The sequence below is a fragment of the Pseudomonas sp. FW305-70 genome, assembly GCF_058783925.1.
On the sequence record NZ_JBYSYZ010000001.1, the window covers coordinates 110,812 to 124,439 of the forward strand.

11 protein-coding genes are annotated in these 13,628 nt (G+C 61.5%); 5 read left to right on the forward strand and 6 right to left on the reverse strand.

All coding sequences use genetic code 11. The annotated features are described in order from the left end of the window. Positions 1-142 precede the first annotated feature (142 nt). The 5 genes from prpF to AC3WN7_RS00520 all read right to left on the reverse strand — a co-directional run bounded on the left by prpF (position 143) and on the right by AC3WN7_RS00520 (position 7,089). A complete protein-coding gene (prpF, locus tag AC3WN7_RS00500) occupies positions 143-1,333 on the reverse strand; it encodes a 2-methylaconitate cis-trans isomerase PrpF (protein ID WP_095965144.1) in 1,191 nt (396 codons plus the stop codon). Between the two features lie 66 nt (positions 1,334-1,399). Further along, the gene (gene acnD, locus AC3WN7_RS00505; RefSeq protein WP_007971532.1) at positions 1,400-3,994 is read right to left on the reverse strand and encodes a Fe/S-dependent 2-methylisocitrate dehydratase AcnD; all 2,595 of its coding nucleotides are present in this window, start codon (positions 3,992-3,994) and stop codon (positions 1,400-1,402) included. A 196-nt stretch (positions 3,995-4,190) separates the two neighbouring features. Next, positions 4,191-5,318: a bifunctional 2-methylcitrate synthase/citrate synthase gene (gene prpC / locus AC3WN7_RS00510; protein WP_007971533.1), complete on the reverse strand. Its 1,128-nt coding sequence runs from the start codon at positions 5,316-5,318 to the stop codon at positions 4,191-4,193. A gap of 164 nt (positions 5,319-5,482) precedes the next feature. After that, positions 5,483-6,373, reverse strand: coding sequence for a methylisocitrate lyase (prpB, locus tag AC3WN7_RS00515; RefSeq protein WP_015096071.1), 891 nt, complete (start codon positions 6,371-6,373; stop codon positions 5,483-5,485). Beyond that, the gene (locus AC3WN7_RS00520) at positions 6,370-7,089 is read right to left on the reverse strand and encodes a GntR family transcriptional regulator (RefSeq protein WP_007971537.1); all 720 of its coding nucleotides are present in this window, start codon (positions 7,087-7,089) and stop codon (positions 6,370-6,372) included. The genes prpB and AC3WN7_RS00520 overlap by 4 nt, the downstream gene beginning before the upstream one ends. Positions 7,090-7,385: 296 nt before the next feature. Here AC3WN7_RS00520 and rloA point away from each other — a divergent pair, with 296 nt between their 5' ends. The 4 genes from rloA to pabB all read left to right on the forward strand — a co-directional run bounded on the left by rloA (position 7,386) and on the right by pabB (position 11,981). Then, positions 7,386-7,922 (forward strand): retropepsin-like aspartic peptidase RloA, encoded by a 537-nt coding sequence (gene rloA, locus AC3WN7_RS00525; protein WP_085716837.1) that lies wholly within the window; start codon positions 7,386-7,388, stop codon positions 7,920-7,922. Positions 7,923-7,927: 5 nt separating this feature from the next. After that, the gene (rloB, locus tag AC3WN7_RS00530) at positions 7,928-9,463 is read left to right on the forward strand and encodes an osmotic stress tolerance membrane protein RloB (protein WP_015096073.1); all 1,536 of its coding nucleotides are present in this window, start codon (positions 7,928-7,930) and stop codon (positions 9,461-9,463) included. Continuing rightward, on the forward strand, positions 9,463-10,449 hold the full coding sequence (locus tag AC3WN7_RS00535) for an alpha-L-glutamate ligase-like protein (RefSeq protein WP_095965143.1): 987 nt from the start codon (positions 9,463-9,465) through the stop codon (positions 10,447-10,449). The genes rloB and AC3WN7_RS00535 overlap by 1 nt, the downstream gene beginning before the upstream one ends. A gap of 188 nt (positions 10,450-10,637) precedes the next feature. Beyond that, the gene (gene pabB, locus AC3WN7_RS00540; RefSeq protein WP_102673278.1) at positions 10,638-11,981 is read left to right on the forward strand and encodes an aminodeoxychorismate synthase component I; all 1,344 of its coding nucleotides are present in this window, start codon (positions 10,638-10,640) and stop codon (positions 11,979-11,981) included. Between the two features lie 105 nt (positions 11,982-12,086). On the opposite strand, the gene thrH is transcribed toward pabB, so the two are convergent. Further along, positions 12,087-12,704 carry a bifunctional phosphoserine phosphatase/homoserine phosphotransferase ThrH gene (thrH, locus tag AC3WN7_RS00545; protein ID WP_095965141.1) on the reverse strand — a complete coding sequence of 206 codons (618 nt, stop codon included), beginning with the start codon at positions 12,702-12,704 and terminating at the stop codon, positions 12,087-12,089. Between the two features lie 173 nt (positions 12,705-12,877). Between thrH and AC3WN7_RS00550 the strand changes: the two genes are divergently transcribed. Next, entirely contained in the window at positions 12,878-13,618 is a 741-nt protein-coding gene (locus AC3WN7_RS00550; protein ID WP_102673279.1) for a phosphoadenylyl-sulfate reductase, read from the forward strand. The last annotated feature ends 10 nt before the right edge of the window (positions 13,619-13,628 follow it).

A 13,628-nucleotide genomic window follows, 5' to 3' on the forward strand; every position in this document is an offset into this window, starting at 1 on the left:
ATACCGTGCTCACCGAAGATCAACTGTGGGAGCGGGCTTGCTCGCGAAGGCGCCGTGTCAGTCGACATCAACATTGCCTGACACACCGCTTTCGCGAGCAAGCCCGCTCCCACAGGGTCTTGTGTTGAGTTTCAGATCGGGTTCAGAACGAATCCCCCGGCACCCGCACAAACCCTTCCATCAGTACCCGCGCACTGCGGCTCATGATCGCCTTGTTCACGGTCCATTCACCATTGACCAGACTGGCTTCGGCGCCAACGCGCAGGGTGCCGGACGGGTGTCCGAAGCGCACCGCGTTGCGTTCGATACCGCCTGCCGCAAGGTTCACCAAAGTGCCGGAAATCGCTGCAGCCGTACCGATCGCCACGGCCGCCGTGCCCATCATCGCGTGGTGCAACTTGCCCATGGACAACGCACGCACCAGCAGGTCGACATCGCCTGCGGCAATCGCCTTGCCGCTGGACGCCACGTAGTCCGCCGGCTTGGCCACGAAGGCGACTTTCGGCGTGTGCTGACGCTTGGCTGCTTCGTCGATGTTGGCAATCAGGCCCATGCGCAATGCGCCGTAGGCACGGATGGTCTCGAACATCAGCAAGGCTTTCGGGTCGCCGTTGATCGCGCCCTGCAACTCGGTGCCCTTGTAGCCGATGTCTTCGGCATTGACGAAAATCGTCGGGATGCCGGCGTTGATCATGGTCGCCTTGAAGGTGCCGACGCCGGGCACTTCCAGGTCATCGACCAGGTTGCCGGTGGGGAACATCGAACCGCCGCCGCCCTCTTCTTCCGCTGCCGGATCGAGGAACTCGATCTGCACTTCGGCCGCCGGGAAGGTCACGCCGTCGAGTTCGAAATCGCCGGTCTCCTGCACTTCACCATTGGTGATCGGCACGTGGGCGATGATGGTCTTGCCAATGTTGGCCTGCCACACGCGAACCACGGCTACGCCGTTATGCGGGATACGGCTGGCGTCCACCAGGCCGTTGCTGACCGCGAACGAACCGACCGCCGCCGACAGGTTGCCGCAGTTGCCGCTCCAGTCAACGAAGGGCTTGTCGATGGACACCTGACCGAACAGGTAATCGACGTCGTGATCGGCCTTGGTGCTTTTCGACAGGATCACGGTTTTGCTGGTGCTGGAGGTCGCGCCGCCCATGCCGTCGATTTGTTTGTCGTACGGGTCGGGGCTGCCGATCACGCGCAGCAGCAACGCGTCGCGGGCCGGGCCCGGGACTTGCGCCGCTTCAGGCAGGTCCTTGAGACTGAAGAACACGCCTTTGCTGGTGCCGCCGCGCATGTATGTAGCTGGAATCTTGATTTGAGCTGCGTGAGCCATGGTGCTCGTTACTCCTGATCTGAAAGCAGACACGGGACTTGAAGTCCCGTGTCTGTATTGCGTGCGTTAAACGGCAACCGCCGACTCTTCGAGGAAGTCCTGGGCGAAGCGTTGCAGCACGCCGCCGGCCTCGTAGATCGACACTTCTTCGGCGGTGTCGAGGCGGCAGGTCACCGGCACATCGACGCGCTCACCGTTCTTGCGATGGATCACCAGCGTCAGCTCGGCGCGCGGTGTGCGGTCACCGATCACGTCATAGGTTTCGCTGCCGTCGATGGCCAGGGTGTGACGGTTGGTGCCCGGCTTGAATTCCAGCGGCAACACGCCCATGCCCACCAGGTTGGTGCGGTGAATGCGCTCGAAACCTTCGGCGGCAATCGCCTCCACACCCGCCAGACGCACGCCCTTGGCCGCCCAGTCGCGGGACGAACCCTGACCGTAGTCGGCACCGGCGATAATGATCAGTGGCTGCTTGCGATCCATGTAGGTTTCGATGGCTTCCCACATGCGCATCACTTTGCCTTCCGGCTCGACACGGGCCAGCGAACCCTGCTTGACCTTGCCGTTTTCCAGAACCATTTCGTTGAACAGTTTCGGGTTGGCGAAGGTGGCGCGCTGCGCGGTCAGGTGGTCACCGCGGTGAGTCGCGTAAGAGTTGAAGTCCTCTTCCGGCAGGCCCATTTTCGCCAGGTATTCGCCGGCGGCGCTGTCCATCATGATCGCGTTGGACGGCGACAGGTGATCGGTGGTGATGTTGTCCGGCAGCACCGCCAGCGGGCGCATGCCCTTGAGCGGACGAGCACCGGCCAGCGCACCTTCCCAGTAAGGCGGACGACGGATGTAGGTACTCATTTCGCGCCACTCGTACAGCGGCGCGACTTTCGGGCCGGTGTCTTCGTGGATGGCGAACATCGGGATGTACACCTGGCGGAACTGCTCCGGTTTCACCGACGCCTTGACCACCGCGTCGATTTCTTCGTCGCTCGGCCAGATGTCTTTCAGGCGGATTTCCTTGCCATCCACCACACCCAGCACGTCTTTTTCGATGTCGAAACGGATGGTGCCGGCAATCGCATACGCAACCACCAAGGGCGGCGACGCGAGGAACGCTTGCTTGGCGTACGGGTGAATCCGGCCGTCGAAGTTACGGTTGCCGGACAACACCGCCGTGGCGTACAGGTCGCGGTCGATGATCTCTTGCTGGATCACCGGGTCCAGTGCGCCGGACATGCCGTTGCACGTGGTGCAGGCGAAGGCCACGACGCCGAAGCCGAGCTTGTCCAGTTCTTCGGTCAGGCCGGCTTCATCGAGGTACAGCGCCACGGTTTTCGAACCCGGTGCCAGGGACGACTTGACCCAAGGCTTGCGGGTCAGGCCGAGCTTGTTGGCGTTGCGCGCCAGCAGGCCGGCGGCGATCACGTTGCGCGGGTTGCTGGTGTTGGTGCAGCTAGTGATGGCGGCGATGATCACCGCGCCGTCCGGCATTTGCCCCGGCACATCGTCCCACTGACCGGAGATACCTTTGGCCGCCAGATCCGAAACAGCCACACGGGCGTGCGGGTTGCTCGGACCGGCCATGTTGCGCACCACCGAGGACAGATCGAACGTCAGGCCGCGCTCGTACTGCGCGCCTTTGAGGCTGTCAGCCCACAGGCCGACCTGCCTGGCGTAGTTCTCGACCAGTTGCACCTGCTCGTCTTCACGGCCGGTGAGCTTGAGGTAGTCGATGGTCTGCTGGTCGATGTAGAACATCGCCGCGGTGGCGCCGTATTCCGGGGCCATGTTGGAAATGGTTGCGCGGTCGCCGAGGGTCAGCGCGGACGCGCCTTCGCCGAAGAACTCCAGCCATGCGCCAACGACTTTTTGCTTGCGCAGGAACTCGGTCAGCGCCAGCACCATGTCGGTGGCGGTGATGCCCGGTTGCAGCTTGCCGGTGAGTTCGACGCCAACGCTTTCCGGCAGACGCATCCACGATGCGCGGCCGAGCATCACGCTTTCGGCTTCGAGACCACCGACACCGATGGCGATCACGCCCAACGCATCGACGTGCGGAGTGTGGCTGTCGGTACCGACGCAGGTATCAGGGAAGGCCACGCCGTCGCGCACCTGGATCACCGGAGACATTTTCTCCAGGTTGATCTGGTGCATGATGCCGTTGCCCGGCGGGATCACGTCGACGTTCTTGAACGCCTTCTTGGTCCAGTTGATGAAGTGGAAACGGTCTTCGTTGCGACGGTCTTCGATGGCGCGGTTCTTCTCGAACGCGTCCGGATCGAAGCCACCGCGTTCGACGGCCAGGGAGTGGTCGACGATCAGTTGGGTCGGCACCACCGGGTTGACTTGCGCCGGGTCACCGCCTTGCAGGGCGATGGCGTCACGCAGGCCGGCGAGGTCGACCAGCGCGGTCTGGCCGAGAATGTCGTGGCACACCACGCGGGCCGGGAACCACGGGAAATCGAGGTCGCGCTTGCGCTCGATGAATTGCTTCAGGGATTCGGTGAGCGTGGCCGGGTCGCAGCGACGCACAAGGTTTTCCGCCAGCACACGGGAGGTGTACGGCAGGGTGTCGTAGGCGCCAGGCTGGATCGCCTCGACCGCTGCGCGGACATCGAAGTAATCCAGGTGGCTGCCAGGCAGCGGTTTACGGAATTGTGTGTTCATCGTCAGGACTCGGTCACGGTAGTTACAAAAGGTGGGGTCTGGCAGCGGATTCGAAGCCAACACAATCCACTGTAGGAGCGAACTTGCTCGCGATGCTGTGTCAGTCGACACCAATGTGAATGACACTCCATCGCGAGCAAGCTCGCTCCTACAGGGATCTGCGTTTAATTCAGATCCCGCTGCCGCCCTCCACCATTCAGCGCTGTTCGATTGGCACGAACTTGCGCTGTTCAACGCCGGTGTATTCGGCGCTTGGACGGATGATGCGGTTGTTGGCGCGTTGTTCGTACACGTGTGCAGCCCAGCCGGTCAGGCGCGAGCAGACGAAAATCGGTGTAAACAACTTGGTCGGGATGCCCATGAAGTGGTACGCCGAGGCATGGTAGAAGTCGGCGTTCGGGAACAGCTTCTTCTGCTCCCACATGGTCTTGTCGATGGCTTCGGAGACCGGGAACAACACCTTGTCACCCACTTCGTCGGCGAGTTTTTTCGACCAGCCCTTGATCACCTCGTTGCGCGGATCGTTGTCCTTATAGATCGCGTGGCCGAAGCCCATGATCTTGTCCTTGCGCTCGAGCATGCCGAGGGTGCCTTTGATCGCGTCTTCCGGCGACGAGAAACGCTCGATCATTTCCATCGCCGCTTCGTTGGCGCCGCCGTGCAGCGGGCCGCGCAACGAGCCGATGGCCGCAGTGATGCACGAATAGAGGTCGGACAGGGTCGATGCGCAAACACGGGCGGTGAAGGTCGACGCGTTGAACTCGTGCTCCGCGTAGAGGATCAGCGAAACGTTCATCACCTTGACGTGCAGCTCGCTTGGTTTCTTGCCGTGCAGCAGGTGCAGGAAGTGGCCGCCGATGGACTGCTCGTCGCTGACACAATCGATGCGCTTGCCTTCGTGGCTGAAGCGATACCAGTAAGTCATGATCGCCGGGAATGCAGCCAGCAGGCGATCGGTCTTGTCGTGCTGCTCGGAGAAGTTGTTCTCCGGCTCCAGGTTGCCCAGGAACGAGCAGCCCGTGCGCATCACGTCCATCGGGTGGGCGTCGGCGGGGATGCGCTCGAGCACTTCTTTGAGCGCTTGCGGCAGGTCACGCAGCTTGCTCAGCTTGGCGATGTAGGCGTTCAGTTGCGCCTTGCTCGGCAGTTCGCCGTACAGCAGCAGGTAGGCAACTTCTTCGAACTGTGCGTCAGCCGCCAGTTCACGTACGTCATAACCACGATAGGTCAGACCGGCACCCGACTGGCCCACGGTGGACAGTGCGGTTTGCCCGGCTACCTGGCCACGGAGCCCGGCGCCACTGAGTACTTTTGCTTCGGCCATTGCTGTCTCCAGTTTTCTTGAATTTTTTAGGGGAAACTCATTGCTCTTCTGTGGGAGCGAGCTTGCTCGCGATGGTGGACGGCACACCGCGGGGTATCAGGCTTCCCGCGTCATCGTTGACGTCTATCGCGAGCAGGCTCGCTCCCACAGGTACAGGGTGTTCGTTACTTCTTCGCGGCAAACAACGCATCGAGCTTCTGCTCGAAGGTGTGGTAGTCGATGCGATCGTAAAGCTCCATGCGAGTCTGCATGGTGTCGATGACATTCGCCTGCGTGCCATCGCGGCGCAGTGCGGTGTAGACGTTTTCCGCGGCCTTGTTCATGGCGCGGAAGGCCGACAGCGGGTACAGCACCAGCGACACGTCGACAGCGGCGAGTTGCTCGGTGGTGTACAGCGGGGTCGCGCCGAATTCGGTGATGTTGGCCAGGATCGGCGCTTTCACGCGGCTGGCGAACAGCTTGTACATCTCAAGTTCGGTGATGGCTTCCGGGAAAATCATGTCGGCGCCGGCTTCGATGCAGGCAGCGGCGCGATCCAGGGCAGACTCCAGGCCTTCCACCGCCAGGGCGTCGGTACGGGCCATGATCACGAAGCTGTCATCGGTACGGGCATCGACGGCGGCCTTGATGCGGTCGACCATTTCCTGCTGGGTCACGATCTCTTTATTAGGACGGTGGCCGCAGCGCTTGGCGCCGACCTGGTCTTCGATATGAATCGCCGCCGCGCCAAACTTGATCATCGACTTGACGGTACGAGCGACGTTGAACGCCGAGGAACCGAAACCGGTGTCCACGTCCACCAGCAGTGGCAGGTCGCAGACGTCGGTGATACGGCGCACGTCGGTCAGCACGTCATCCAGGCCGGTGATGCCCAGGTCAGGCAAGCCGAGGGAGCCGGCAGCCACCCCGCCACCCGACAGGTAGATCGCCTTGAAACCGGCGCGCTTGGCCAGCAGCGCATGGTTGGCGTTGATTGCGCCGACCACTTGCAGTGGATGTTCGCTGGCGACCGCATCGCGGAAACGCTGACCTGGTGTGCTCTTGTTCGAACTCATGACTCACCTCGTTTGGCTGTCGGGTTGACGCCGTCCTGGTAATGACGGGCGATATTGCGTTTGGAGGCGCCGATGTGACGGCGCATCAACAACTCGGCCAGCTCACCGTCACGGTCGGCGATGGCATCGAGAATGCGGTGGTGCTCGGCGAACGCCTGGTGCGGGCGATTGGGCGTGGTGGAAAACTGGATGCGGTACATGCGCACCAATTGATAGAGCTCGCCGCAGAGCATTTGGGTCAGCGTGCGGTTGCCGCTGCCCTGGATGATTCGGTAATGGAAGTCGAAATCGCCTTCCTGCTGGTAGTAGCCCCGACCTGCCTGGAATGCCTCATCACGCTCATGGGTTTCCAGCACCCGACGCAGCTCGTCGATTTCTTCGAGGCTCATGCGCTCGGCGGCCAGGCGACAGGCCATGCCTTCCAGGGATTCGCGGATTTCGTACAGTTCAAGCAGCTCGGCATGATTGAGCGACACCACCCGCGCCCCGACATGCGGCACGCGTACCAGCAGGCGCTGGCCTTCCAGACGATGGATGGCCTCGCGCAACGGGCCACGGCTGATGCCGTAGGTACGCGCCAGCTCCGGTTCGGAGATTTTGCTGCCCGGCGCGATCTCGCCTTTGACGATAGCCGCCTGAATGCGGCGGAAGACGTTCTCGGAAAGTGTCTCCGTATCGTCTTGCGTAGAAACCGGGGGATCGAGTTGATCCAGCATATTGTCGACACCTTGTGAGCCAATGCCGCAAAAACTAACGAATACCGGGAGCGCAGTCAAAGGTTAAATCGATATTGTCGACAATCTTCTGATAACCGGTTGCACCATAACGAAGCAACCCGCTGGTTTATAGCCTCCCGCCAGCGCTGGCGCCGTCAAACCACCGTGCTAGAATGCCGCCGCATTTGTTTGTCACATCTGCACTGCCTGTCATAAAAACCTGCCAGGCATACGAGGGAGCTTGCGCAGCGATGCCAGGGCCTTGAATCAAGTCGGACCGCTGCGCACCAGGATTTATGAGACTCAAGCCCTTCCCTGCTTTCCTTTATTTACTTTGCCTGCCCGGGTTCGCCATGGCCGGGGAAAAGACTGTGTATGGCCTGAATGAGTACGCATCGCTCAATGGCATCGACCTGGAAGTGGCGGCTAAACTCGACACCGGGGCGAAAACCGCTTCCCTGAGTGCACGGGACATCAAACGCTTCAAACGCAACGGCGAATCCTGGGTGCGGTTTTACCTGGCCATCGACGCCGCCCATTCGCATCCGATCGAACGCCCGCTGGCCCGCGTCAGCAAGATCAAGCGCCGGGCCGGCGACTACGACCCCGAGGAAGGCAAGAAGTACACCGCCCGCCCCGTGATCGAACTGGACATCTGCATGGGCTCGGCCCTGCGCAGCATCGAAGTGAACCTGACCGACCGCAGCGCGTTCCAATATCCGCTCCTGATTGGCTCCGAAGCGCTCAAGCGTTTCGATGCACTGGTTGACCCCAGCCTTAAATATGCTGCCGGCAAACCCGCCTGCACCACCGACGCTCATACCGCCGAGTAATTCAAATGCGCTCTCTTACCCTTCATCTGAAACTGCTGATCGCCATCCTGGTGGTGCTGGGCATTTCAGTTACGGCCTATCAGATCTTCGTGCTGGGCATCCCGGTGACCGAAGACGCCACTGACGACCTGTGGAACATCGACGCCAAGGTCGAGTTCGTCGCCAGCGCCAAGGATCCGGTCAAGATCCAGATGTTCGTGCCACCGCTGAGCCGCGACTTCGTCAGCCTCAACGAGAGCTTCATCTCCAATAACTACGGCGTGGCCGTGAACCGGGTCGACGGCAACCGCAAGGTCACCTGGTCGGCACGCCGGGCCAAAGGCAATCAGACGCTGTATTACCGCCTGGTGCTGACCAAGCGCTATTCCGGCGAGAAGGCCAAGATCAAAGGCCCGACCTTTCGCGACAGCATCACCATCGAAGGCCCGGAAAAAATCGCCGCCGAAGCCCTGCTCGCACCGATTCGCCAGCACTCGGCCGACGTCGAAACCTTCGTCGGCGAAGCCATCAAGCGGGTCAACAACCTCAACGACGACAACGTGAAACTGTTGCTGGCCGGAGATCCATCTACCGCGCACAAGGCGAAAATCGTCGAGCTGCTGCTGTCCATCGCCCACGTGCCGATCGAGAAGGTCCACACCATCCGCCTGGTGGCCGACCAGCCGCAGATACCGGAACTGTGGCTGCGCAGTTTCAATGGCACCGACTGGCTGTATTTCAACCCGGAAACCGGTGAGCAAGGGTTGCCGACCGACCGCCTGCTGTGGTGGACCGGCGACGAAAACCTGATCACCGTCGATGGCGGCAAGAAGGCCAATGTGACCTTCAGCCTGAACAACAGCGAAATGAACGCCATCCGCCTGGCCAAGCTGACCGACGAAAACACCGACGCCAACTTCCTCGAGTACTCGTTGTACGGCCTGCCGCTGCAAACCCAGCAGACCTTCATGATCATGGTGATGATCCCGATCGGCGTGCTGGTAATCCTGATCCTGCGCAACCTGATCGGCATCCAGACCCTGGGCACCTTCACCCCGGTGCTGATCGCCCTGGCCTTTCGCGAAACCCAGCTCGGCTTCGGTATCGTGCTGTTTACCATCATCACGGCGCTGGGGCTGTCGCTGCGCTCCTATCTCGAACACTTGAAACTGCAGATGCTGCCGCGGCTGTCGGTGGTACTGACCTTCGTGGTGGTGCTGATCGCGGCGATCAGCCTGTTCAGCCACAAACTCGGCCTGGAGCGCGGCTTGTCGGTGGCGCTGTTCCCGATGGTGATCCTGACCATGACCATCGAACGCCTGTCGATCACCTGGGAAGAGCGCGGCGGTGGCCATGCCATGAAAGTGGCCATCGGCACGCTGTTCGCCGCGTCCCTGGCGCACCTGATCATGAGCGTGCCGGAACTGGTGTACTTCGTGTTCACTTTCCCGGCGATTCTGCTGATCCTGGTGGCCTTCATGCTGGCCATGGGTCGTTATCGCGGCTATCGCCTGACCGAACTGGTGCGTTTCAAGGCCTTCCTGAAAAAGGCTGACGCCTGATGTTCGGCTTCTGGAAGACCTGGAAAGCCCTGGAAGCCCGGGGCATCATGGGGATCAATCGGCGCAACGCAGACTACGTGCTCAAGTACAACAAGCGCAGCCTGTACCCGATCGTCGATGACAAGATCATCACCAAGGAACGCGCCATCGCCGCCGGCATCCATGTGCCCGAGCTCTATGGCGTGATTTCCACCGAGAAGGAAATCGACAATCTCGAAGAGATCATCGGCGCACGCAATGACTTCGTGATCAAGCCGGCCCAGGGCGCTGGCGGCGATGGCATTCTGGTCATCGCCGACCGCTTCGAAGGGCGTTATCGCACGGTGTCCGGCCGGATCATCAGCCATGAAGAAATCGAGCACCAGGTGTCCAGCATCCTGACCGGCCTGTACTCCCTGGGCGGTCACCGCGACCGGGCGCTGATCGAGTACCGCGTGATTCCGGACCAGATCTTCAAGAGCATCAGCTACGAAGGCGTTCCGGACATCCGCATCATTGTCTTGATGGGTTACCCGGTGATGGCCATGTTGCGTCTGCCGACGCGCCAGTCCAACGGCAAGGCCAACCTGCACCAGGGCGCCATCGGCGTCGGCGTGGACCTGGCCACCGGCCTGACCCTGCGCGGCACCTGGCTGAACAACATCATCAACAAACACCCGGACACCACCAACGCGGTGGATGGCGTGCAACTGCCCTACTGGGACGGTTTCATGAAACTCGCCGCTGGCTGTTATGAGTTGTGCGGGCTGGGCTACATCGGTGTCGACATGGTCCTGGACCAGGAAAAAGGCCCGCTGATCCTTGAGCTCAACGCCCGGCCGGGGCTGAATATCCAGATTGCCAATGACTGCGGGCTGACGTTGCGCACCCATGCGGTCGAGGCGCGACTGGAAGACCTGAAGGCTCGTGGCGTGACCGAAACGGTCGAAGAGCGCGTGGCGTTTGTGCAAGAGATGTTTGGGCATATTCCTGCAGTCGAGGGCTGAGGCCCTTCTCCTGTAGGAGCGAGCTTGCTCGCGACGGACCAGAGAGCGCCGCGGGGTGTCAGGCTCCCAGCGTCATCGTTCACGCCCATCGCGAGCAAGCTCGCTCCCACACTACATCCCCCTCTAGGAGCAATTCTCCGAGAGGACTACAATCGCCACCCCGCCTCGATGGCTGACTTCCCCCGCCCATGTTGACCTGCTCCGTACACCCGCTGCCCTATCGCGCCAACCCCGCCCACTACTTTGCGGCGATTCGCCATGCCCCCGGCGCCGTGCTGCTCGACAGTGGCCGCCCCAGCGCCGACCGCGGCCGCTATGACCTGCTCAGCGCCTGGCCGCTGGAACAACTGACGGTATCGCCCGACGAAAGTGGCGAGGCGTTCCTGCAACGCCTGCGCGATAACCTGACACGCCTGGGCGAAGCCTCTTTGCCGGCCCCTTATGAGCTGCCGTTTGCCGGTGGGTTGATCGGCTACCTGAGTTACGACTTCGGCCGACATCTGGAGCGCCTGCCGAGCCAGGCCAGTGACGACCTGCATCTGCCCGACGCGCGTTTCGGCCTGTACGGCTGGGCATTGGTCAGCGATCACCTGGCGCTGACCAGCCAGTTGGTGTTCCACCCGACCCTGCCCGACAGCGAACGTCAGCGCCTGATCGAGCTGTTCAGCCAGCCCGCACCTGAAGCGGTTGCGCCCTTCAAACTGCTCACCCCGATGACCGCCGACTTGAGCGCTGACGAGTATCAACAGGCCATCGAGCGCATCCAGCAGTACATTCAGGCCGGCGACTGTTATCAGGTCAATTTCGCCCAACGGTTTCGCGCGCCCTGCCAGGGTGATCCGTGGGCCGCCTACTGCGCCTTGCGCGCCGCGTGCCCGACGCCTTTTTCCGGCTTCCAGAGCTTGCCTGACGGCGATGCCATCCTCAGCCTGTCGCCGGAACGCTTCGTCAAAGTCAGCCAGCGTCATGTGGAAACCCGCCCGATCAAGGGCACTCGGCCTCGGGGCCTGACGCCTGGGCAAGACGCCGCGAATGCCGCCGAACTGCTGGCCAGCCCCAAGGATCGCGCGGAAAACCTGATGATCGTCGACCTGCTGCGCAACGATCTCGGCCGGACCTGCCGCATCGGCTCGGTCCGGGTGCCGGAGTTGTTCAGCCTGGAAAGTTACCCGAACGTGCATCACCTGGTGAGCAGCGTCACCGGTAAACTGGCCGATGATCGCGACACTCTGGACCTGATCGCCGGCAGCTTCCCCGGCGGTTCGATCACCGGCGCGCCAAAGATTCGCGCGATGCAGATCATCGACGAACTGGAACCGACCCGACGCGGCCTGTATTGCGGTTCGTTGTTGTATCTGGACGTGCGCGGCGAGATGGACAGCTCCATCGCCATCCGCAGTTTGCTGGTCAAGGACGGGCAGGTGTGTTGCTGGGGCGGCGGCGGGATAGTCGCGGATTCTGAGTGGCAGGCTGAGTATCAGGAGTCGATCACCAAGGTGAAAATCCTGCTCGATACCCTGCAAAACCTGTAGGAGCGAGCATGCTCGCGATGGACGTCAACGATGACGCGGGGTAGCTGACACCCCGCGGCGCTCTCGGGTTCATCGCGAGCATGCTCGCTCCTACAGGGGGTCGGTTTACAAGGTCAGGGGGCGGTTCGAAGCTTTGATGAACTCTTGCTTGAGTTCTTCAAACGTATGCACCGCCGGGAACTGCGGGAACTCGGCGATCACGTTATCCGGCGCATGGAACAGGATCCCGGCATCGGCCTCGCCCAGCATCGTGGTGTCGTTGTAGGAATCCCCCGCCGCGATCACCCGGTAGTAGAGGCTCTTGAAGGCCAGGACCGACTGACGCTTTGGATCTTTCTGACGCAGTTGATAGCCCGTGACTCGCCCGCTGTCGTCGGTAATCAGACGATGGCAGAGCAAGGTCGGGAAGCCCAGTTGGCGCATCAACGGCTGGGAGAACTCATAGAAGGTGTCCGACAGGATCACCACCTGGAAGCGCTCGCGCAGCCAGTCGACGAACTCGATGGCGCCGTCCAGCGGCTTGAGCGTGGCGATCACTTCCTGAATGTCGGAAAGCTTCAGGCCGTGCTCGTCGAGAATCCGCAGGCGCTGCTTCATCAGCACGTCGTAGTCGGGAATGTCCCGGGTGGTGGCCCTGAGGGATTCGATCCCGGTTTTTTCGGCGAAGGCGATCCAGATTTCCGGGACCAGCACACCTTCAAGATCCAGACAGGCAATTTCCACAAGACACTCCCATTTGTATTGATTATTGAGTCGAGCGAGCAAAAAGATTGCCGAACTCTAGCGACTCGGGCCTGCCTGCGCAACGCAGAGGATGCCCCGGCCCGCGCAGCTTTTTGTTACCATCGGCCCCATATAGAGCGCCCAGCGCCACCGACCTGTAGGAAGCCGCCCTGATGAGCCCAACGTTCGACGTCGTGGAACTCGCCACGACCTATGCCAACAAATCCGCCCAGGACATCCTGAAACTCGCGTTTGCCGAGTTCGGCGATGACCTGTGGATATCTTTCAGCGGTGCCGAGGACGTGGTGCTGGTGGACATGGCCTGGAAGCTGAACAAGAACGTCAAGGTGTTCAGCCTCGACACCGGCCGGCTGCACCCCGAGACCTACCGTTTCATCGATCAGGTGCGCGAGCACTACAAGATCGACATCGAGCTGGTGTCGCCGGATTACACGAAACTCGAACCCTTCGTGAAGGAAAAAGGCCTGTTCAGCTTCTACAAGGACGGCCATGGCGAATGCTGCGGCATTCGCAAGATCGAACCGCTGCGCCGCAAGCTGTCCGGCGTGAAAGCCTGGGCCACCGGCCAGCGTCGCGACCAGAGCCCCGGTACCCGCAGCGCCGTCGCGGTGATGGAAATCGACACCGCGTTCTCCACCGCGGAACGCACCCTGTACAAGTTCAACCCGCTGGCGCAAATGACCAGCGAAGAGATCTGGGGCTACATCCGCATGCTGGAGCTGCCGTACAACAGCCTGCACGAACGCGGTTTCATCAGCATCGGCTGCGAACCCTGCACCCGCCCGGTACTGCCGAACCAGCATGAGCGTGAAGGCCGCTGGTGGTGGGAAGAAGCGACGCAGAAGGAATGCGGGTTGCACGCGGGGAATATCATCAGCAAGTCCAAAGCCTGATCCTTGTAGG

What these genes read in the sequence shown, in the direction of transcription:
- prpF (WP_095965144.1), bottom strand. Translation starts at nt 1,333, where the DNA reads ATGGCTCACGCAGCTCAAATCAAGATTCCAGCTACATACATGCGCGGC.
- acnD (WP_007971532.1), bottom strand. Translation starts at nt 3,994, where the DNA reads ATGAACACACAATTCCGTAAACCGCTGCCTGGCAGCCACCTGGATTAC.
- AC3WN7_RS00550 (WP_102673279.1), top strand. Translation starts at nt 12,878, where the DNA reads ATGAGCCCAACGTTCGACGTCGTGGAACTCGCCACGACCTATGCCAAC.
- AC3WN7_RS00520 (WP_007971537.1), bottom strand. Translation starts at nt 7,089, where the DNA reads ATGCTGGATCAACTCGATCCCCCGGTTTCTACGCAAGACGATACGGAG.
- rloA (WP_085716837.1), top strand. Translation starts at nt 7,386, where the DNA reads ATGAGACTCAAGCCCTTCCCTGCTTTCCTTTATTTACTTTGCCTGCCC.
- rloB (WP_015096073.1), top strand. Translation starts at nt 7,928, where the DNA reads ATGCGCTCTCTTACCCTTCATCTGAAACTGCTGATCGCCATCCTGGTG.
- AC3WN7_RS00535 (WP_095965143.1), top strand. Translation starts at nt 9,463, where the DNA reads ATGTTCGGCTTCTGGAAGACCTGGAAAGCCCTGGAAGCCCGGGGCATC.
- pabB (WP_102673278.1), top strand. Translation starts at nt 10,638, where the DNA reads ATGTTGACCTGCTCCGTACACCCGCTGCCCTATCGCGCCAACCCCGCC.
- prpC (WP_007971533.1), bottom strand. Translation starts at nt 5,318, where the DNA reads ATGGCCGAAGCAAAAGTACTCAGTGGCGCCGGGCTCCGTGGCCAGGTA.
- prpB (WP_015096071.1), bottom strand. Translation starts at nt 6,373, where the DNA reads ATGAGTTCGAACAAGAGCACACCAGGTCAGCGTTTCCGCGATGCGGTC.